Annotated in this window: 20 protein-coding genes and 1 pseudogene; 8 read left to right on the forward strand and 13 right to left on the reverse strand. The window is 61.0% G+C overall.

Going from position 1 to position 18,430, the window contains the following annotated elements:
- Positions 1-49 precede the first annotated feature (49 nt).
- Complete coding sequence (locus J0X03_RS13565; protein WP_123894721.1) at positions 50-1,468, reverse strand: glutamine synthetase family protein; 1,419 nt, start codon at positions 1,466-1,468, stop codon at positions 50-52.
- Between the two features lie 219 nt (positions 1,469-1,687).
- Between J0X03_RS13565 and puuD the strand changes: the two genes are divergently transcribed.
- The 4 genes from puuD to J0X03_RS13585 are packed head-to-tail and all read left to right on the forward strand — an operon-like array spanning position 1,688 to position 5,807.
- Positions 1,688-2,449, forward strand: a complete 762-nt coding sequence (gene puuD / locus J0X03_RS13570; protein WP_025302552.1) for a gamma-glutamyl-gamma-aminobutyrate hydrolase — start codon at positions 1,688-1,690, stop codon at positions 2,447-2,449.
- On the forward strand, positions 2,446-3,003 hold the full coding sequence (gene puuR / locus J0X03_RS13575) for an HTH-type transcriptional regulator PuuR (protein WP_033642801.1): 558 nt from the start codon (positions 2,446-2,448) through the stop codon (positions 3,001-3,003). Before puuD ends, puuR begins: the two co-directional genes overlap by 4 nt.
- Positions 3,004-3,018: 15 nt before the next feature.
- Entirely contained in the window at positions 3,019-4,515 is a 1,497-nt protein-coding gene (gene puuC / locus J0X03_RS13580; protein WP_047575690.1) for an aldehyde dehydrogenase PuuC, read from the forward strand.
- A gap of 11 nt (positions 4,516-4,526) precedes the next feature.
- Positions 4,527-5,807 (forward strand): NAD(P)/FAD-dependent oxidoreductase, encoded by a 1,281-nt coding sequence (locus J0X03_RS13585; protein ID WP_206975654.1) that lies wholly within the window; start codon positions 4,527-4,529, stop codon positions 5,805-5,807.
- A 43-nt stretch (positions 5,808-5,850) separates the two neighbouring features.
- Here the strand turns inward: J0X03_RS13585 and budC are convergent, their stop codons facing one another.
- Together budC and J0X03_RS13595 are read right to left on the reverse strand one after the other, a co-directional pair.
- Entirely contained in the window at positions 5,851-6,606 is a 756-nt protein-coding gene (budC, locus tag J0X03_RS13590) for a meso-2,3-butanediol dehydrogenase (protein ID WP_025302549.1), read from the reverse strand.
- Between the two features lie 314 nt (positions 6,607-6,920).
- Positions 6,921-7,349: a universal stress protein gene (locus tag J0X03_RS13595; protein WP_033642798.1), complete on the reverse strand. Its 429-nt coding sequence runs from the start codon at positions 7,347-7,349 to the stop codon at positions 6,921-6,923.
- 253 nt (positions 7,350-7,602) lie between these two features.
- On the opposite strand from J0X03_RS13595, the gene J0X03_RS13600 reads away from it, so the two are divergent.
- A complete protein-coding gene (locus tag J0X03_RS13600; protein WP_016928046.1) occupies positions 7,603-8,280 on the forward strand; it encodes an isochorismatase family protein in 678 nt (225 codons plus the stop codon).
- Positions 8,281-8,493: 213 nt separating this feature from the next.
- On the opposite strand, the pseudogene J0X03_RS13605 reads toward J0X03_RS13600, so the two are convergent.
- Both J0X03_RS13605 and cspE read right to left on the reverse strand, forming a co-directional pair.
- Positions 8,494-8,572, reverse strand: a pseudogene (locus tag J0X03_RS13605).
- Positions 8,573-8,686: 114 nt separating this feature from the next.
- Positions 8,687-8,899, reverse strand: coding sequence for a transcription antiterminator/RNA stability regulator CspE (cspE, locus tag J0X03_RS13610; protein ID WP_160204711.1), 213 nt, complete (start codon positions 8,897-8,899; stop codon positions 8,687-8,689).
- A 374-nt stretch (positions 8,900-9,273) separates the two neighbouring features.
- Here cspE and J0X03_RS13615 point away from each other — a divergent pair, with 374 nt between their 5' ends.
- A complete protein-coding gene (locus J0X03_RS13615) occupies positions 9,274-9,897 on the forward strand; it encodes a LysE family translocator (protein ID WP_047026242.1) in 624 nt (207 codons plus the stop codon).
- On the opposite strand, the gene J0X03_RS13620 is transcribed toward J0X03_RS13615, so the two are convergent.
- From J0X03_RS13620 to J0X03_RS13630, 3 genes are all read right to left on the reverse strand, one after another.
- The gene (locus J0X03_RS13620) at positions 9,887-10,531 is read right to left on the reverse strand and encodes a Qnr family pentapeptide repeat protein (protein ID WP_033642796.1); all 645 of its coding nucleotides are present in this window, start codon (positions 10,529-10,531) and stop codon (positions 9,887-9,889) included. The genes J0X03_RS13615 and J0X03_RS13620 overlap by 11 nt on opposite strands.
- Positions 10,532-10,606: 75 nt before the next feature.
- Positions 10,607-11,680 carry an SMP-30/gluconolactonase/LRE family protein gene (locus J0X03_RS13625; protein WP_160204199.1) on the reverse strand — a complete coding sequence of 358 codons (1,074 nt, stop codon included), beginning with the start codon at positions 11,678-11,680 and terminating at the stop codon, positions 10,607-10,609.
- Positions 11,681-11,833: 153 nt separating this feature from the next.
- Positions 11,834-12,043 (reverse strand): hypothetical protein, encoded by a 210-nt coding sequence (locus tag J0X03_RS13630; RefSeq protein ID WP_004941260.1) that lies wholly within the window; start codon positions 12,041-12,043, stop codon positions 11,834-11,836.
- A gap of 141 nt (positions 12,044-12,184) precedes the next feature.
- Between J0X03_RS13630 and J0X03_RS13635 the strand changes: the two genes are divergently transcribed.
- Positions 12,185-12,535 (forward strand): GFA family protein, encoded by a 351-nt coding sequence (locus J0X03_RS13635; protein WP_033652085.1) that lies wholly within the window; start codon positions 12,185-12,187, stop codon positions 12,533-12,535.
- Between the two features lie 13 nt (positions 12,536-12,548).
- Here J0X03_RS13635 and J0X03_RS13640 read toward each other — a convergent pair whose 3' ends face one another.
- The 5 genes from J0X03_RS13640 to J0X03_RS13660 all read right to left on the reverse strand — a co-directional run bounded on the left by J0X03_RS13640 (position 12,549) and on the right by J0X03_RS13660 (position 16,924).
- Positions 12,549-13,721 (reverse strand): Gfo/Idh/MocA family protein, encoded by a 1,173-nt coding sequence (locus tag J0X03_RS13640; RefSeq protein ID WP_197666342.1) that lies wholly within the window; start codon positions 13,719-13,721, stop codon positions 12,549-12,551.
- Between the two features lie 14 nt (positions 13,722-13,735).
- A complete protein-coding gene (locus tag J0X03_RS13645; protein ID WP_160204197.1) occupies positions 13,736-14,659 on the reverse strand; it encodes a TIM barrel protein in 924 nt (307 codons plus the stop codon).
- 186 nt (positions 14,660-14,845) lie between these two features.
- A complete protein-coding gene (locus J0X03_RS13650) occupies positions 14,846-15,877 on the reverse strand; it encodes a LacI family DNA-binding transcriptional regulator (protein WP_160204196.1) in 1,032 nt (343 codons plus the stop codon).
- Positions 15,878-15,949: 72 nt separating this feature from the next.
- Complete coding sequence (locus tag J0X03_RS13655; RefSeq protein ID WP_004941246.1) at positions 15,950-16,366, reverse strand: DUF2000 domain-containing protein; 417 nt, start codon at positions 16,364-16,366, stop codon at positions 15,950-15,952.
- A gap of 99 nt (positions 16,367-16,465) precedes the next feature.
- Entirely contained in the window at positions 16,466-16,924 is a 459-nt protein-coding gene (locus J0X03_RS13660; RefSeq protein ID WP_046686918.1) for a hypothetical protein, read from the reverse strand.
- 231 nt (positions 16,925-17,155) lie between these two features.
- Here J0X03_RS13660 and J0X03_RS13665 point away from each other — a divergent pair, with 231 nt between their 5' ends.
- Positions 17,156-18,367, forward strand: a complete 1,212-nt coding sequence (locus tag J0X03_RS13665; RefSeq protein ID WP_206975656.1) for an MFS transporter — start codon at positions 17,156-17,158, stop codon at positions 18,365-18,367.
- The last annotated feature ends 63 nt before the right edge of the window (positions 18,368-18,430 follow it).

Here is an 18,430-nt window from a genome sequence, read left to right on the forward strand (position 1 = left end):
AGCCGATGAAATGCGCCGGACGCGCGCGGTAGTCACAGGGTGAGCGGGATCAGGCGTTTTTCAGCATCCACTCGATCTCGGTTTCGGTGATCAGGCGCTCAAACTGCACCAGCTCATCGGTTTTGCAGGCCAGGTAGACATGGCTGAAGCGTTCGCCCAACAATGCATTGAGCACCGGCTGATGTTCGAACTCGTACAGGGCGTCGCTCTGGCGGATCGGGAACGGCAGCCCGTCCTGCTCCAGCCCGTTGCCGGTCACCGGCTCAGGCAGCGGCAATGCGGTTTCCAGGCCGTAGACGATGCCGGCCAGAATGGTCGCCATCACCAGATACGGGTTGGCGTCGGCGCCCGCCACGCGATACTCCACCCGGTGGTTATCGCGATCGCCGCAGGGAATGCGCAGCGCCACGGTGCGGTTGTTATGCCCCCAGGAGGCCTGGGTCGGCACATACATGCCGGGCTGGAAGCGGCGGTAGGCGTTGACGTTCGGCGCCAGCAGCGCCATCGAGGACGGCATCAGGGCGATCATGCCCGCCAGCGCCTGTTTCAGCAGCGCCGAATCTTCGCCGTCGTCATCGGCGAACACATTGTTGCCCTGCGCATTCAGCATGCTGATGTGCACGTGCATGCCGCTGCCGGCGTGCTCCTCATACGGCTTGGCCATAAAGGTCGCCTGCATGTTGTGGTTCTCGGCCACCATGCGCACCAGCCGCTTCAGCGCCAGCGCATGATCGCAGGCCTGCAGCACGTCGTCGGTATGGTGCAGGTTGACTTCGAACTGCCCCGGCGACGCCTCCGCCACCGCGCCGTCCGCCGGAATGCCCTGCAAACGCGCCAGTTCGTCGATCTCGCTCAGCACATCGGCGAAATGGTTCAGGTTATCGACGGAATACACCTGGCTTTGGGTGTTGCGCTCCTGGGTCCCCGGTGCGCACGGCGGCTGCAGATAGCCCTCTGCGTCGCGTTGACGATCGATGAGATAGAACTCCAACTCTACCGCTACCACGGGGGAAAGCCCGCGCTGACGCAAACGCTGCCACACTCGGTTCAGCACATTGCGCGGTTCAACGTCAAAGGGAGTGCCATCTTCATCCAGCATGGTGAGCAGCACCTGCGCGATATATTGCGGATCCGCCGCCGATGGCGTCAGCGTGCCCGGCACCGGCACGCACACGTGATCCGGCTCGCCCAGCTCCTGCCCCAGCCCGGCCTCTTCGACGACGTTGCCGAGAATATCCATCGCAAATACCGACGCCGGGAAGTAACAGCCCTTCTCCAGCTTGCTCAGGCCGCCGACCGGGATGCGTTTGCCGCGGAAGCTGCCGTTCAGATCGGTCAACAGTACGTCGACATGTTGGGTTAACGGATAACGTTCCAGGTACTTCTTCACTTCGCGCTGGAACGCGCTACTTCGTCTCTCTTCACTGTGCTGAACAAAGTTTTCCACTTCTACGATGTTGGTCTGCATGGTTCACCCGCCGTTTGTGTTTTGCTGTCGTCGATGTTTATTGACCGTCTTGTTCAATATAATGCCCATAAATGAAACGTAGATGAAACAAATTTGTTTTGCAAGTGTTACTTTTGGTTTGAATATTGCCCAATCGACTGCTAGATTTATAGAATATTGAACGAAATCGGCGGTGGAGAAGCTTATCGTTCATAATTTCGAACGTACCAAGGGGATAGCATGGACAATATATTTAACAGACCAGTCATCGGCGTCGTCATGTGCAGGTATAGGTTAAACGGGCACCTTACGCAGACCTTGCAAGAAAAGTACCTGAATGCCGTTATCACCGCCGGCGGTTTACCGATCGCCCTGCCGCACGCGCTGGCGGAGCCTGAGATGCTGGCGGAACTGTTGCCGCGCCTCGACGGCATTCTGTTGCCCGGCAGCCCCAGTAATGTGCAGCCGCACCTTTATGGTGAAAACGGCGATGAGCCTGACGCCGATCCTGGCCGAGACGCGTTGAGCCTGGCGCTGATCCGCCAGGCATTCGACAGGCGCATTCCCCTTTTCGCCATTTGCCGCGGCATGCAGGAAATGGTGGTCGCCACTCAAGGCACCCTGCATCGCCGCTTGTACGAACTGCCCGAGCTGCTGGAGCATCGTGAAGATCACGACCTGCCGCTGGAACAGCAATACGCCCCCGCCCACGAGGTCATCGTTCAGGAAGGGGGGCTGCTTTCGCAACTGATACCGGATTGCAACAGATTCTGGGTGAACTCGCTGCACGGCCAGGGCGCCAAAACCCTGGGCGCGAGCGTTCGCATCGAGGCGCACGCCGCCGACGGGCTGGTGGAGGCGATCAGCGTGCGCGATCAGCCTTTCGCGCTCGGCGTGCAGTGGCACCCGGAGTGGAACAGCGACGAGTACGCCCTGTCGCGCCTGTTGTTTGATGGTTTCATTACCGCCTGTCGGAACTATCAAAAGGAAAAACGCCCATGAGCGACGTCAGCTTGGCACCGGGAAAACGTCTGTCGCAGATCCGTCAACAATTGGGGTTGTCGCAGCGCCGGGTCGCCGAACTGTCTGGGTTAACCCACAGCGCCATCAGTACTATCGAGCAAGACAAGGTCAGCCCGGCCATCAGCACGCTGCAAAAGCTGCTGACGGTATACGGTCTGTCGCTGTCGGCGTTTTTCGCCGAACCGGAAAAACCGGCTGAGCCGCAGATCGTGATAGACAGCGACGACCTGATCGAGATCGGCAGCCAGGGCGTATCGATGAAGCTGATCCATAACGGCGATCCGAATCGCACGCTGGCAATGATGATCGAGACCTACGAACCGGGCACCACCACCGGCGAGCGCATCAAACACCAAGGGGAAGAGATCGGCACGCTGCTGGAAGGCGAAGTGGTGCTGCAGGTCAACGGCCAGAGCTATCACCTGCAGGCCGGGCAGAGCTACGCCATCAATACCGGCATTCCCCACAGCTTCAGCAACACGTCGGCGCGCATTTGCCGGATTATCAGCGCCCATACGCCGACGACATTCTGATCAACGGAGCCAGGCATGAACTTTCACCATTTGCAGTATTGGCAACAACGGGCGCAGGCCCTGAAGATTGAGCACCAGCTGTTTATCGACGGCCGCTACCAGCCGGCCGCCGCGGGGAAACGTTTCGCCGTCGAAGATCCCGCCGGTCGCCGTGAGCTGGCGCAGGTCGCGCGCGGCGAAGCCGCCGACATCGATCGGGCGGTCAGCGCGGCGCGCGCCGCCTTTGAACGCGGCGACTGGGCCCAGGCCGCGCCGGCGCAGCGCAAAGCCACGCTGCTGCGCTTCGCCGAGCTGATGGAACAGCATCACGAAGAGCTGGCGCTGCTGGAAACGCTGGACACCGGCAAACCGATTCGTCACAGCCTGCGCGACGACGTGCCGGGCGCTATCCGCTGCATCCGCTGGTACGCCGAAGCGATCGATAAGGTGTACGGCGAAATCGCCCCTACCGGTCGCGACGCGCTGGCGCTGATCGAACGCGAGCCGATCGGCGTGGTCGGCGCCATCGTGCCCTGGAACTTCCCGTTGCTGCTGGCCTGCTGGAAGCTCGGCCCGGCGCTGGCCGCCGGCAACAGCGTGGTGCTCAAACCCTCCGAAAAGTCACCGCTGAGCGCCATCCTGCTCGGCAAACTGGCGCAACAGGCCGGGCTGCCGGACGGCGTGCTGAACGTGGTGCCCGGCTACGGCCACGACGCCGGCAAGGCGCTGGCGCTGCACCGCGACGTCGACGCCCTCACCTTTACCGGCTCTACGCTGGTGGCGAAACAGCTGATGATTTACGCCGGCGAATCGAACATGAAGCGTGTCTGGCTGGAGGCCGGCGGCAAAAGCGCCAACATCGTCTTCGCCGACTGCCCGGATCTGGATCAGGCCGCCCGCAGCGCCGCCGCCGGCATCTTCTACAATCAGGGGCAGGTGTGCATCGCCGGCACTCGCCTGCTGGTCGAAGCGAGCATTGAGCAAGCGTTCCTGCAGGCGCTGCGCAAACACGCGGCGGCTTTCGTGCCCGGCGATCCGCTCGATCCCGACACAGTGATGGGCACGCTGATCGACAGCGGCCACTGCGAGAAAGTGGCTGGCTATATCGATCGGGGGCTGAGCCAGGGCGCCGCGCTGTTCCTCGACGGGCGCGACCATCCGCAGGGCGACCACGCCGGCTATCTGGGGCCGACCATCCTCACCCGGGTGGACAATGCCATGAGCGTGGCGCGCGATGAAATCTTCGGCCCGGTGCTGGCGGTGACGGCGTTCGACGACGAGCATCAGGCGCTGCAGCTGGCCAACGACAGCGACTACGGCCTCGGTGCCGCGGTCTGGACCCGCGATCTGGCGCGCGCGCACCGCATGGCGCGCCAACTGAAGGCCGGTACGGTGTTCGTCAACAACTACAACGACGGCGACATGACCGTGCCGTTCGGCGGTTACAAGCAAAGCGGCAACGGCCGCGACAAATCGCTGCATGCGCTGGACAAATTCACCGAATTGAAAACCACCTGGATCTCGCTGGAATAAGGGCTTACATCATGACTGAACACGTAAAAAGCTATTATGCGGCCACGGCCAACGCACATCAGCCCTATCTGCAACTGAATGAATCGATCGAATGCGACGTCTGCGTGATCGGCGGCGGCTATACCGGCCTCTCCTCCGCGCTGTTCCTGGTGGAAGCCGGTTACGACGTGGTGGTGTTGGAAGCGGCGCGCATCGGTTTCGGCGCCAGCGGCCGCAACGGCGGCCAGTTGGTCAACTCTTACAGCCGCGACATCGATGTGACTGAAGAGCGTTACGGCGCGGAAAGCGCCCGCCTGCTCGGCAGCATGATGTTCGAAGGCGCGGAGATCATTCGCAGCCGCATCAGCCGCTACGCCATCGACTGCGACTACCGCCCCGGCGGCATCTTCGCCGCCCTGAACAACAAGCAGTTCCATGCGCTGATCGAGCAAAAACGCAACTGGGAGCGCTACGGCAATACCCAGCTTGAGCTGCTCGACGCGGACCGGGTGCGCCAGGAGATCGCCAGCGATCGTTACGTCGGCGCGCTGCTCGATCACAGCGGCGGCCACATCCATCCGCTCAATCTGGCGCTGGGCGAGGCCGAGGCGATTCGCCTGCAGGGCGGGCGCATCTTCGAGCAATCGGCGGTGACGAACATTCGCCACGGCGAACCGGCGCTCATCAGCACCGCCAATGGCCAGGTGAAGGCGCGCTTCGTCATCGTCGCCGGCAACGCCTATCTGGGCGATAAGCTGGAGCCGCGGCTGGCCAAGCGCAGCATGCCGTGCGGTACCCAGGTGGTGACCACCGAACCGCTGGCGCCGGAGATAGCGCAGGCGCTGATCCCGCAGAATTACTGCGTGGAGGACTGCAACTACCTGCTGGATTACTACCGCATCACCGCCGATCATCGTCTGCTGTACGGCGGCGGCGTGGTGTACGGCGCGCGCGATCCGGACGACATCGATAACCTGATCCGGCCGAAGCTGCTGAAGACCTTCCCGCAGTTGAAAGGGGTGCGTATCGACTATCGCTGGACCGGCAACTTCCTGCTGACGCTGTCGCGCATGCCGCAGTTCGGCCGGCTGGAGAATAACGTGTACTACATGCAGGGATACAGCGGCCACGGCGTGACCTGTACCCATCTGGCGGGCAAGCTGATCGCCGAGCTGATGCGCGGCGACGCCGAACGCTTCGACGCCTTCGCCAAGCTGCCGCACCTGCCGTTCTTCGGCGGACGCAATCTGCAGATCCCGTTCACCGCCATCGGCGCGGCCTACTACACGCTGCGCGATCGCATCGGCGTCTAAAACAACAGGCCCGGTCATGATGGCCGGGCCTGCGCATTAACGCTTAGACGATCTTCGGTTGGCCGTCCGAGGCGGTCGCCCCGCCATCGACCGGAATGTTGGCGCCATTGATAAAGCTGGCGTCGTCGCTGGCCAGAAACGCCATCACCGCCGCCACTTCTTCCGGCTCCGCCGCACGCCCCAGCGCGATGCGCTCATTGAACTTGTCGCGGATCTCCTGCGGCCAGCCGTTGGTCATGTTGGTTTTGACCAGGCTCGGGCAGACCGAGTTGATGCGCACGCCGTCACCGCCGTGATCCAGCGCCATGGCGCGCGTCAGGTTAACCACCGCGCCTTTCGCCGCGCAGTAATAGGCCGCGCCCCAGTCGCCGCCCAGGCCGGACACCGACGCGGTATTGACGATACAACCTTTGGTCTTCAGCAGGTGCGGCAAGGCGAATTTGGAGCAGAACACCACGCCGTCGATATCGACCCCGGCGATGCGGCGCCAGTCGTCGACGCTGGTTTCCAGCACGCTGCCCGCCACGTGTACGCCGGCGTTGTTCAGCAGGACGTCGATGCGGCCCAGTTTTTCCGCCACCTCGTTCATCATTTTTTCAACCGCGACGTGATCGGACACGTCGATATGTACCGCCATCGCCCGGCCCTTCGGCAGCGAAGCGGCGACCTTGTCTACCGCTTCCTTGGCCCAGTCGGCCAGCACCACAATGGCGCCCTCGGCGGAGAAACGCCGCGCCGCCGCTTCCCCCATGCCATTGCCCGCACCGGTGATAACCACGACTTTATTGTCAAAACGCATGAGACCTCCTCCATGTAAACGCATTTATATAAGTCATACAAATCTCATTGCCCCGAGGATAAGACGCAGGCTCCCTGAGAGCCAGTCAAAACGTGCGGTTTATTAACCAAAAGGAGGTATGTGAGTCATTTCAATGCGCTGAGTTAATCTTTATCGGATTTTGGCCAACATATTGATGGAGATAATAAAATTGCGGACAGTCACTATTTTCCTGGCGGATTGTCAGCAAGCGGGATTATTGCGGATAGACGGTTATGGCCGCTCAGAGATAAGCGATGCGAATGAAAAAAGCAGCCGCTCGCCGGCGGCCGCGACTACTTTTTCTCGATCGGGATCACCAGCAGATCGACGTTCAACTCATTGATCGCCTGACGCGCCGAAGAAACCAGCCGGCTCCAGACATCGTGGTGATGGCCGAAGATCACCAGATCGAACCCTTTTTCCTTCGCCACCCGATTCAGCTCTTCCGTCAATGCGCCACGGCTGACGATCACCTCTTCCACCGGATAGGAAGACTGCCCTTTGATCGCATTGAGCATATTCTTCACCCGCTCCGAAAACGTGCGATCGGTGTAGTTGTAATCTCCCACGCCCAGATCGACATAATAACCGGCGCGGTGAATATCGATATAAATCAGTGAAAGTTTGGCCTGGAGCGCGGCGGCCAACCTGGCGCCCTTGCCCAACAGGAACTCGGCGTCTTCGCTGAGATCCGTGGCGACAACGATATGCTGATAAGCCATGACGGCGGCCCTCCGCGTCAAACCCATGAACAGGATGGCGTTCCTTGCCGCATGTTTCTCATGCACCTTAAGTTTAGCCCAGCGCCGGCCCCCGCGCCTGCTGCAGTGTCGTTCCATTTATGGAACGATGCATCCCGGCTTTAGGCTCTACCGGATTTCTCTCCTCTCCCTACACTGTAGGCAAGTGCTGAGTTTCAGCCTTATCAATCAAAGAAGATACCCACTGACCTCACGACGAGAAAAGGAAAACACCATGAGCACTCCAGCCAACTTCAACGGCCAGCGTCCTGTTATTGATGCTAATGACGCGGTCATGCTCCTGATCGACCACCAGAGCGGTCTGTTTCAGACCGTCGCCGATATGCCGATGACCGAACTGCGTGCTCGCGCCGCCGCCCTCGCCAGCATCGCCACCCTCAGCAAACTGCCGGTGATCACCACCGCCTCGGTGCCGCAGGGCCCCAACGGCCCGCTGATCCCGGAAATTCACCAGAATGCGCCGCACGCGCAATACGTCGCCCGTAAAGGGGAAATCAACGCCTGGGACAACCCGGACTTCGTGGCGGCGGTCAAAGCCACCGGCCGCAAAACCCTGATCATCGCCGGCACCATCACCAGCGTCTGCATGGCCTTTCCGTCCATCAGCGCGGTGGCCGAAGGCTATAAGGTCTTCGCGGTAATCGACGCCTCCGGCACCTACTCGAAAATGGCGCAGGAAATTACCCTGGCGCGCGTGGTACAGGCGGGCGTGGTGCCGATCGACACCGCCGGCGTCGCCTCCGAGCTGCAGGGCAGCTGGAATCGCGCCGACGCTCAGCAGTGGGCCGAGGTCTACACCAAAATCTTCCCGGCCTATCAGCTGCTGATCGAGAGCTACCTCAAGGCGCAGGACGTGGTGAAAAATAACGAACTGCTGGACTCGCAGCGTTAAGATCGCGGGCATAAAAAACCCCGGCCAAGGCCGGGGCTATTAATCGTGTGCCGGTGACTTTCCCGGCTGTCATGTTATGGCGTAAGCGTCCATCCCACACTCCAACATTACGCAGCCTAAGCGCGACTTTTTCACAACAGAAAAATAGACGGAAACGCGGCGTTATTAATTCTGCGGCAATCTGTTTTTCTGTTGCCAATAATCATTAATTATTGGAACGTCATCGAGGAATCGAACCCCAGTCCGCCAACGAATAATTTCGCTGCCGCTCTTCCTGCTGAGTTAATGACGTATCGAGAAAGACTCCGGGCGAACCCGGAGTTTATTCAGGCTGAGGATTTCATTGCTTAACTGCTCCGGCTTAAACCATCATCGCTGTCGTAAGAAATTGCACCTCGGCCGAAAATTATAACGCGACCACGTTGCCGGCAGAAGGCCCCTTCATGCCATTTTCGATAGTGAACTCAACCTGTTGGCCTTCGTCCAGCGTTTTGAAATCGTTGCTCTGGATAGCGGAGAAGTGTACGAACACATCTTTGCCGCCGTCTGCCGGGGTGATAAAGCCAAAGCCTTTACCTGCATCAAACCATTTTACCAAACCCGTCATTTTATTGGGCATAGAGATATTTCCTTTATATTTTTGCGACGCCATAGGGCGATAGAGGTCTGTTTTTATTGGAAACTTATGGGGCGCTAGAGAAGAGAATTCGCGGAAGAAGAGGTATCTGAGGGATATCGCTAATACTGAGAACTGCTTTACTAAAACTGCTTTCATAAGGTCTGTACTACAAACCGATGACGCTATTTACACACAGCTAAATTATTTAAGCAAGATATATTTTAAATTATATTCATCTGCCTCATAAATTTATTACCGCAAAGCACCGCCTGCATCTGCCGCTAACGGCCTATGAAAAAATTTTTTCGCACTGCTGGATCATGCCGGCGATTCATTATAGAACTAGGTTCCCCCTTCTTACAGGCCGTTAACCGATGATTGATATGCCAGCCGTGCTCGCCGTCTTCACCGTGTATATTGTCGGCGTGGTGATCCCCGGCCCCAACTTTGTCGCCGTTGCACACAAAGCTGTTTCCGCGCGCCGCAGCGAGGCTTTCGCTCTGGTGGCAGGTATTGTCTTGGTCAACCTATTCTGGGCGAGCAGCGCCCTGCTCGGCGTCGGCATGATTTTCACCCTGTTCCCTTGGCTGGCGCTGGCGGTAAAAGTGGCCGGCGCAGGTTATTTGATTTGGTTCGGTTATCGGCTGATCGCCCATGCAGCTCCCGGCTCAGGGGTTATCGGCGCAGCGGGTGGGGTGAACTCCGGCTTCAGATCGGCATTCTTGCAAGGGGTCGCCACCAACATCGCCAACCCCAAATCCGTCGCCTTTTACGCCGCGGTGTTTTCGTCGGCGGCGCCTGCCCATGTCTCCATGCCCACCTTCGCCGCCATGCTGCTGGAGGTCGCGGTAGTCGCTAGCCTGTGGTATGGCCTGGTGGCGCTGGTGCTGTCGCACGCGCCGATCGCCAGCGCCTACCGACGCAGTAAAGCCTGGATCGATCGCGCCTGCGGCGTGCTGATCATCAGCCTGGGCATCAGGCAGCTCTTCAGCCGATGATTGCGATCCCCAGCCGCTCCAGCAGTTGAGCGGCCTGGTGACTGTCCATTTTAACGCCCTGCAGATCGGTGGTGCGCAAATCCAACTCGCCCAGTTCCGCGTTGCTCAGATCGCACTGGGTGACATCGGCGGCGCGCCAGTCAAAACCGGAGAATTCGCCGCCGGACAGATCGGAGCCGCTGAAGCTGGCGCCGAGCACCTGCGCACCGTGCCAACGGTTTTCCCACAGCTCGCATTTCTCCAACACCACTTTGGCAAAATTGGCGTAGCTCAGGTTGCTCTTGGTGATATAGGCGCTGCAAAACCAGGTGCGGCTGGTGATCATATTCATAAAGCTGGCGCCGCGAAAATCTGCTCCCTGCGCGCGACATTCGCGGATCTCCAACCCCAATGCGTCAACGTGGCGGAAATCGGCCATCGATAAATCGCAGCTTCTAAAACTCGCGTCTTTCAGGATCGCGCGGCTGAAGTTACCGCCCTGTCGGCTCTCGCGATCGTAAAATTGACAGCCGATGAATTCGGTGCCGGTCAGATCGGCGCCCGAAAAATCACACAGCATAAAGCTGCCGTTTTCAATTTTTTCGCCGGTAAAGCGGTTACGCGCGATCTTCTCACCCTTCAGCGCCAGGCTCATTGCAACACCCCTGTTTATTTATACAGTCAGTGCGGCATTTAATCCTATTCCGGCGCGGTTGGCAACCGCCGTCGCTCAGCGGCCATCCGCTGCGGGCGGTGCGAACGCCACCTTGACGATGCTGAAGCGCTTGACGCTTTCCGCCTGAGCGACGTCGGCAAAAAGTTTGGGGTAACGCGAGTTGACCACCCACACCTCGCCATCGCGCAGCGCGGCGCCGGTCGGCCCATCCAGCCCCGACGGCGCGGCGACGGCGACGATATGCGCGCTGGCCCAGCCGTCCGTCGAGGAGAGCAGCGACACGTCACCGGACATGCCCCCTGTTCTCCCCGGATAAGACTGTACGATCACCAATTCGTTGGCGTTTTTGAGCCGCAGCCCGTCCGGCCCTTTCAGCCGATGCGGCAGCCTGATTTCACTGACCGCAGGCGTGTTATCCAGCGTCACCTTCCACAGCAGCCCGCGGGTGTAGTCCGACGCAATCAGGTAGCCATCCGGGTGATACACGATGCCGTTGAGATAAGGTTGCGTGCCCTGCGCAGCCGCAGGCGCGTCGGCGGGCAGCAGAAGCGATGAGCGCACCAGGATCGACACCTGGCGCGTTGCCCGGTCGATCTTGTAAATCTGCGGCTGGAAGCTGTCGGTGACGTAGATATTGCCCTGCGCATCGAGCGCCAGATCGTTGGCGAGCGTCGGCCCACGGCTTAACGAAGACAGATCGTACACCTGCTGCAGCGCACCGGTATCGAGACGAAATTCCAACACCTGCGCCACGCGATTGCGCGTGCCGGGCGAAGAGTGGAGGGACACCCCTACGTCTTCATTGCACACCAGCACCCGGTTGCGCTCGGTGTCCACCAGCATGCCGGAGGTGGTAATCAGTCCCTTGCCGGTGGAAAAACGCCGATAGCGGCCATCGGGATAAACCAGGCCAAGTTGCCCGCCGCGCAGGGAAGACACCAAAAACGCGCCGGCGCGCGCATTCCAGGCGACGCCCTCAGGGTAAGCGCCGGCGGGATCCGGCGAAAAGTCGATGCGTTGCGTGGCCTGCGCCTGCATAACGACGCCGATGAACAGTGCGATGCCGGCCAGCCGGGCAGCGCACCGACGTTGCGGCAATAACAAAGAGAATACGCGGAAGGGAAACATGGGCGTGCGCCTGATGAGGAGTCGGAACGCTAGGGTAGCGTCGCGCCGCCGGCGGCACCAGCCGGGAAAAAAGCAATACGCCGCTAAAAAAACCGCAGTAATCGGCGCAAAAAAAAACCGCCCGATACGGGCGGTTGACGTGACGGCGAACCGTTACTTCAGGGCTTCCTGAATAGCGTCGGCCATCGGGCCGATGTGCTTCTCCGCCGCCTTCAGCTGGAAATCCACGCCGTTGCCATCGTTGGTGTCTGACAGCGTAGCCTTGATAAGCTCCAGCGCCGCCTGCACCGCCACCAGCCGCTTGTGCTGTTCGTCCGTGACCGGTTCGGCGCCCATGTTTGCCGGATAGTAATGCTCTAACATCGCGATCTCCTTTTGATGACGTTAAACCTTAACCTACCAGAAAACCGCGCATTTATTAAGGAAACCGCGCCCGGCGCGGCCGAATGGCGATAAATTGCACTATACTGGGCAAACCCGCCCTCCTGCCACAGGATCACCGCCATGTCATTCCAGGGAAGCTGCCACTGCGGCGCCGTCACCTTCTCCGTAGACGCCGAACTGCCGACCGAAGCCCTCAGCTGCAACTGCTCGATCTGCCGCCGCAAGGGGCTGTTGCTGTCGTTCTTTCCCCTCGCGGCCTTCACGCTGCGCAGCGGTGAAGATCAACTCAGCGCCTATACCTTCAATCAGCACCGGATCCGCCATCAGTTCTGCCGAGTCTGCGGAGCCCAGCCCTTCGCCTACGGCACCGCGCCGGACGGCGCCGCGATGTGCGCCGTTAACCTGCGCTGCGTGCCTGACGTCGCGCTGGATGCGTTACAGATCCACCGCTACGACGGGGCCAGCGTCTGAGCGAATCGCGCGCTCAGTCGAAGGCGACCCAGCCGGCGTCGGTTTCGGCGGATTGCACGCAGCGCGCCACCCACTTCACGCCCAGTGCGCCGGCCTGCACGTCCGGGTACCAGAAGTCGGCCAGGAAGGCCGCGTCGCGCCTATCGGTGGCGTCCATCGCCAGCGCGAAGCGGCGGTAAAGATTCGACCAGGCTTCAAACAGCCCCTCCGCATGGCCGCCGCCGATGCGATCGTCCGCCAGCGCCGACGCGGCGAGATACGGCATGCCGCGCTCCAGGATCCGCACCGGCTCGCCCTGCACTTCGAAGCGCAGCTGATTGGGTTGTTCATCCCACCACTCCAGGCTGGCCTTTTCACCGACAATGCGCACCTTTTGGCCGTGCATCGAACCGCAGTTGACCGCCGAAGCCCACACGGAGCCGATGGCGCCGTTGTGATACTCCATCAGCACATAGGCGTTGTCCTCCAACGGCGCGCGCGACGGCACAAAGCTTTGTCGACTGCAGAGCAGCCGCCGGATCTTCAGCTGCGGCGCCATGGTTTCCGCCAGGAACAGCGTGTGGGTCGCCAGATCGCCCAGCACATAGCTGGGGCCGACAAAGCGCGGATCGACCCGCCAGCGAGTGCTGGGATTATCCTGCTCCACCGGCGCGGCGTGAAAGCCGTGGGCGAACTGCATATTCACCAGCCGAATTTCCCCCAGCCGGCCATCGGCAATCATCTGCCGCGCCTGCAAAATCATCTGGTGCCCGGCATAGCCGTAGGTCACGCCGATGACTTTGCGCTGCCGCTCGCACAGCGCCGCCAACGCCTGCGCCTCTTCGACGCGGAAACACAGCGGCTTTTCGCATACCACGTGCAATCCCGCCTCCAGCGCCGCCCGGCAAATGGCGTAATGGGTGTTGTTCGGCGTGGCGATCGAGACCGCTTCGATGCCGTCCGCCCGCGCGGCTTCGGCGCGGAACATCTCGGCATAATCCGCATAACAGCGCTCCGCCGCCACGCCCAGACTCCGGCCAAAATCACGCCCGCGTTCGGCGTCAATGTCGAACGCGCCGGCCAACAGAGTAAACGCACCGTCGCGCAAGGCCGCCGAACGATGGATGTAGCCGATCTGGCTGGTGCCGCCGCCGCCGACCATGCCCCAGCGCAACGATCTCGCCAAAGGTTTGCTGCCGTTGATCATCGTGTTTCTCCTGATTAAAAGCCGAGGCCGCGCAAGTAGCGCAAGCTGGCGGTGACGTCCTGCAGGCTGCCCTGCACATTGCACGGATCGCGTTCCTGCTCGATAGTGATCCAGCCCCGGTATCCGCGCTCGGCCAACAGCGCGCGCAGCTGCGGATAATCGATCGCCCCGCTGCCCAACGGGCACATGACGCCCTCGGCGCAGGCGGTGAAGAAATCGACGCCGCGCGCCAGCACCTCGCGGAACACCTGCGGATCGACGTCTTTGAAGTGCAGATAATCGAGACGTTCAAAGTGCTTGATCAGCCAGGCAGCCGGGTCCAGCCCGGCGTAATACAGATGGCCGGTATCCAGGCACAATCCGGCGGTGTGATGCGGAATGTCCGCCGCCAACCGGTCGATTTCGTCGGCGAACTCGATGCAGCCGCCGGCGTGCGGATGCACCACCGGCCGCACACCGTATTCCCGCCAGGCCAGTTCGCTGATGCGCGTAATGTGCCCGATCATCCTCTGCCACTCCCGCTGCGACAAACGCGGCGCTAAATCTGAACGCCCGGCGAACCTGGCGCGTTGTGGATTGCCGAAATCGATAATCACCAAGAACGGCGGCACGGCGCGATCGCCCTCGGTCGGCTCCGCCCTGGGCGCCCGCGAGAGGTTGCGGCATATCCGATGAGTCAGAGCCAGCAGGCGCTCAATGTTCGCCTCGCTGACCAGATCGTCAAAAATCGTGCCGGCCACCAGCGACAGGCGATGCTGCTCCAGCGCGGCGCACAGCGCCTCGCTCTGCGTCGGCAGATAGCCCCACGGCCCCAGCTCGATGCTGCGGTATCCGGCCGCCGACGCTTCTTGCAGAACCGTGGCATAGGGCGGCAAATGGGGGTTGTTCGGATCATCCACGCCCCAACTGCAGGGCGCATTGGCGATAGGCAAAGTCATGGCGACGGCTCCTTTTTTGCGGGGAATGCCGGCAGTATCAAACAAAAATTCCAAAATCATCAATAATGAAAATTTTATTTTTTGATAGAGATCGCGCTATTTTTGATAAATTATTTGATAGTTTTTAATCAAATTCAGGCGGCACCTGGCTGCGCCCTGACCTCGGCAACCACCACTCAGCGGCCGTCAGAGGTTTTCTTTGGTGATCACATCGAAGCGATTAATGATGTGGCGTAATCCCGGTTGTTCATCGGCGGCGAGAAACGTCTCGACGATCGTGGCGGCCAATTCGGGAATGCGGTGGCACAGCAGCAGATCCACCGTGCCGTCGAGCAGCGCCATTTCACCGCCCTGCACCGGGCCGTGGCACACCAGCGTGATGTCGCGCTGCCGGCCGCTCTCTCGCAACGCCTGAATAATGCCCTCCACACCGCCGCTCGGCGCGTAAAGCGCCGCCAGTTCCGGGTGGTTCGCCAGCAGTTCACGCGTGACCCGGCGCGCCGTTTCCGCGTCCTCGAGGCTGCGCACCGGTTCCAGCACTCGCTGGCCGCTCATCTGCTCACGCAGGTAGGAGCGAAAACCGATCTCGCAGGCTTCCTGGCAAGTAAAACGGTTGTCGCCGATGATCACGCCGACGTCGCCCTGACGCCGGCACAGACGATCCACCGCCCAGCCGGCGGTGCGGCCCGCTTTTTGGTTATCCAGACCGATGTAGCCGGCGCGGCTGGGCACCGATAAATCCGACAGCAGCGCGAAAACGTTGATGCCCGCCTGGGTGGCTTCTTCTACGGCATAGTGGATCAGGGGGTGATCCAGCGCCAGCACGCCGATCGCTTCCACCTGGCGGCTCAATTGGCTAATGGCGGCTGCGGTGTCGCCGATGGCATTGAGAGAGTGGAAGATGAACTGCGGCGGCTGACCCGGCTCATGATACGGCGCCGCTTGCGCCATCAGTTCATCAGCCAGTTGCGCATAGAAAGAGTGTTCACGCCGCAGCAGGATGAACCCCATTCTCAGGCGGCGCTCCGGCCTGCCCAGCACCGCCGACAGGCAGTGGGACTTCTCCAACGCGAACCCCAACTTTTTCGCCGCCTCAATCACCCGGCGCTGGGTGGCGGGCCGCACCGACGCGCGTTGGTTGATCACCCGATCGACGGTGGCGATGCCGACCCGCGCCTCTCTGGCGATGGCCGCCATGGTGGTTTTCTTGCCGCTCATGTTCATCTCCATCAACGATTTGATGGAAAAATATCATAGCCGTTGCCGCCCCTGATGTGATGCCGTTCGCGATTAACGGTAGACGGAGAACTTCTTGGTGAGCGGCTTAAGCTGTTCAGTGTCGCCGTAGAGCGCTACCGCTACGAAGTCCAACTGCTCGTAGGGGGTATTGGCGGTGTCGGCGATCTGCTGCTCGGCGGAATGCGACAGCATGGTGGTGGTGAAGAAGTTGGACAGCACGCCCTCCTCCTTGCATTTGAGGATCAGGTTGCTGAGCTGGCTGCTGTTCTTGGCCTGCAGGATGACGATCGGGTAGTGGCTCATATTGGCGCTGACGCCGTCGAGACTGCTCGGGTAGTGGTGAAACTCGCGCTGCTCGATAAGATCGGTGATGCCCGCCGTCAGATGGCAGGAGGCGTTAAACAGGGTGGCCGGTTCGTGGTTGCGGTTGAGGATGATGTAGAATTTTTTCTCGTTGTCGCTGTACATACTCTTCTCCTTGAATAGGCAGCCAGTTTTACCCAAGCTGCACACGGTTTCAAGGCGTGAAAAGGGGCCGCGTTCGGCCCCCATGATAACGCTGCCGGCTCAGACGGCGCCTTCACCTGGGCCGAGCGGTTGCGCCACCTGATGCAGCACGGTGATGTTCTGCAGGATAGTGCCGCCGTCGATCGGTTTCATCTGGCCATCGCGATCTTTATAGTGCGTCGGTTTGGCACCGTGGAAGAACAGCCCGGCGTTGACCTGCACACCCAGATAGCCTGCGCTGGCCGGCAGGCGCTGCACGTCGGTCCAGGGATTGGAAACCGGCACATACTGGAATCCCTCGCTCGTCCTGGCGTATAGCGGGCGCAGCAGCGTGACAAAGGCCATCATCGGCGACAGCGCGTCTTTAAAGATCTGCACCGGCCGGTCAACCGTCATCAAGAAACCCTGCGGCTGCTCCTCGACCGTGTCGAGACTCAGGCTGCTGCTGATATCGTCACCCCGGCCGCCATAGCTCCATTCAATGGCCGGCGCCCCACTCTCGTTCATCATCTCTGACATACACTGCTCCTTATAAAATGAATTCAACACGCCTGCTGCGTGCCGGAACAGTAAACCGCCGCAGGGGGACCCGCGTCCACGCCGGGCGGCACGCTGGCGAACCAAACAACGAAGGCGCGCAATCAATAAAGCTCGAAATGAATAATTTCCCCGCGTGATAGCGCAGCATTTGAACGACCTCAGCCGTTGCAAGAGCACATAGTGATGGCGTTACCGCCACTGGAGAGTGTTATGACCACGATTAAACCGGACGCCATCGACCGCGTTTCCCCTGCCGCCACGCCCTGGCTAGCCGTCATCAACGTGCTGTTCGCCGGCATCGCCGCGGCGCTGCACGTGGGCAAGGCCACCATCGCGCTGCCGGCGCTACAGACCGAGTTCGGCCGTTCGCTCGAGGCGCTAAGCTGGGTTATTTCGGCCTTTCCCTTCGTCGGAGTGTTCGGCGGCATCGCCGCCGGGCTGCTGGTGCGCCGCTGGGGCGACCGGCGCCTGCTGGCGCTCGGATTGCTGATCGTCAGCGCCGCCAGCTTTACCGGCGCCACGCTCCACGACTTCAGCGGCTTGATCGTCAGCCGCTTTGTCGAAGGCCTCGGCTTCGTCATCGTGGTGGTCGCCTCGCCAGCGGTGCTAAACCGCATCGTCGCCCCGGCGCAGCGCAGCCTGGTGTTCGGCATCTGGAGCACCTTCATGCCGGCGGGCATCGCCATTTCGCTGTTTTTCGGTCCTCACCTGGTGGGCTGGCAACAGAACTGGCAGGCCGGTGCGGCGCTGACGCTGCTGGCCGCGCTGCTGCTGCCGCTGACCACGCCGCGCCGCGCCGCCGACGCGCACGCTCCGCCGTTGCCGCTGCGGCAAGCGCTGGGCGCGATGCTGCGGGCGCGCCAGCCGCTGTTGCTGGCGCTGATGTTCACCGCTTACAACCTGCAGTTTTTCTCGGTGATGACCTTTTTACCGATCTTTCTGATGCAGCGCATCGGTCTGACGCTGGCGGTCGCCGGCGGCATCAGCGCAGCGGCGGTGGCGGCGAACATCATCGGCAACCTCGCCGCCGGGTTCTTGCTGTCGCGCGGTCTGCGGGCCGGTAGCCTGCTCGCGGCCACCAGCCTGGTCATCGGCATCTTCGGCATCGGCATTTTCCTGCCGATGACGCCCAATGGCCTGCTGATCCCGCTGTGCTTCCTGTTCTGCGCCATCGCCGGCATGCTGCCCGCCACCATTCTGGCCGCCACGCCGGCGGCGACGCCGGAGCCCACGCTGCTGCCGCTGAGTCTGGGGTTGGTGATGCAGGGGAACTACCTCGGCCAGGTGATCGGCCCGGTCGCGCTGAGCGCCATCGTGGCCGCGGCCGGTTGGGCGGCGCCGGCGTGGCTGGTGCTGGCGGCGGCGGTGTCAGGGGCGGGCTTGGCGCTGATTTTTCGCCGCGAGCCGCGCAATGCGGCGTAATGGCGCAATAATGAGAAAGGAGGTTCTATTTATTATTAGCGGTGCTGAATATTCCCTGGTGCG

The sequence above is a fragment of the Serratia ureilytica genome (genome assembly GCF_017309605.1).
Lineage (GTDB): Bacteria > Pseudomonadota > Gammaproteobacteria > Enterobacterales > Enterobacteriaceae > Serratia > Serratia ureilytica.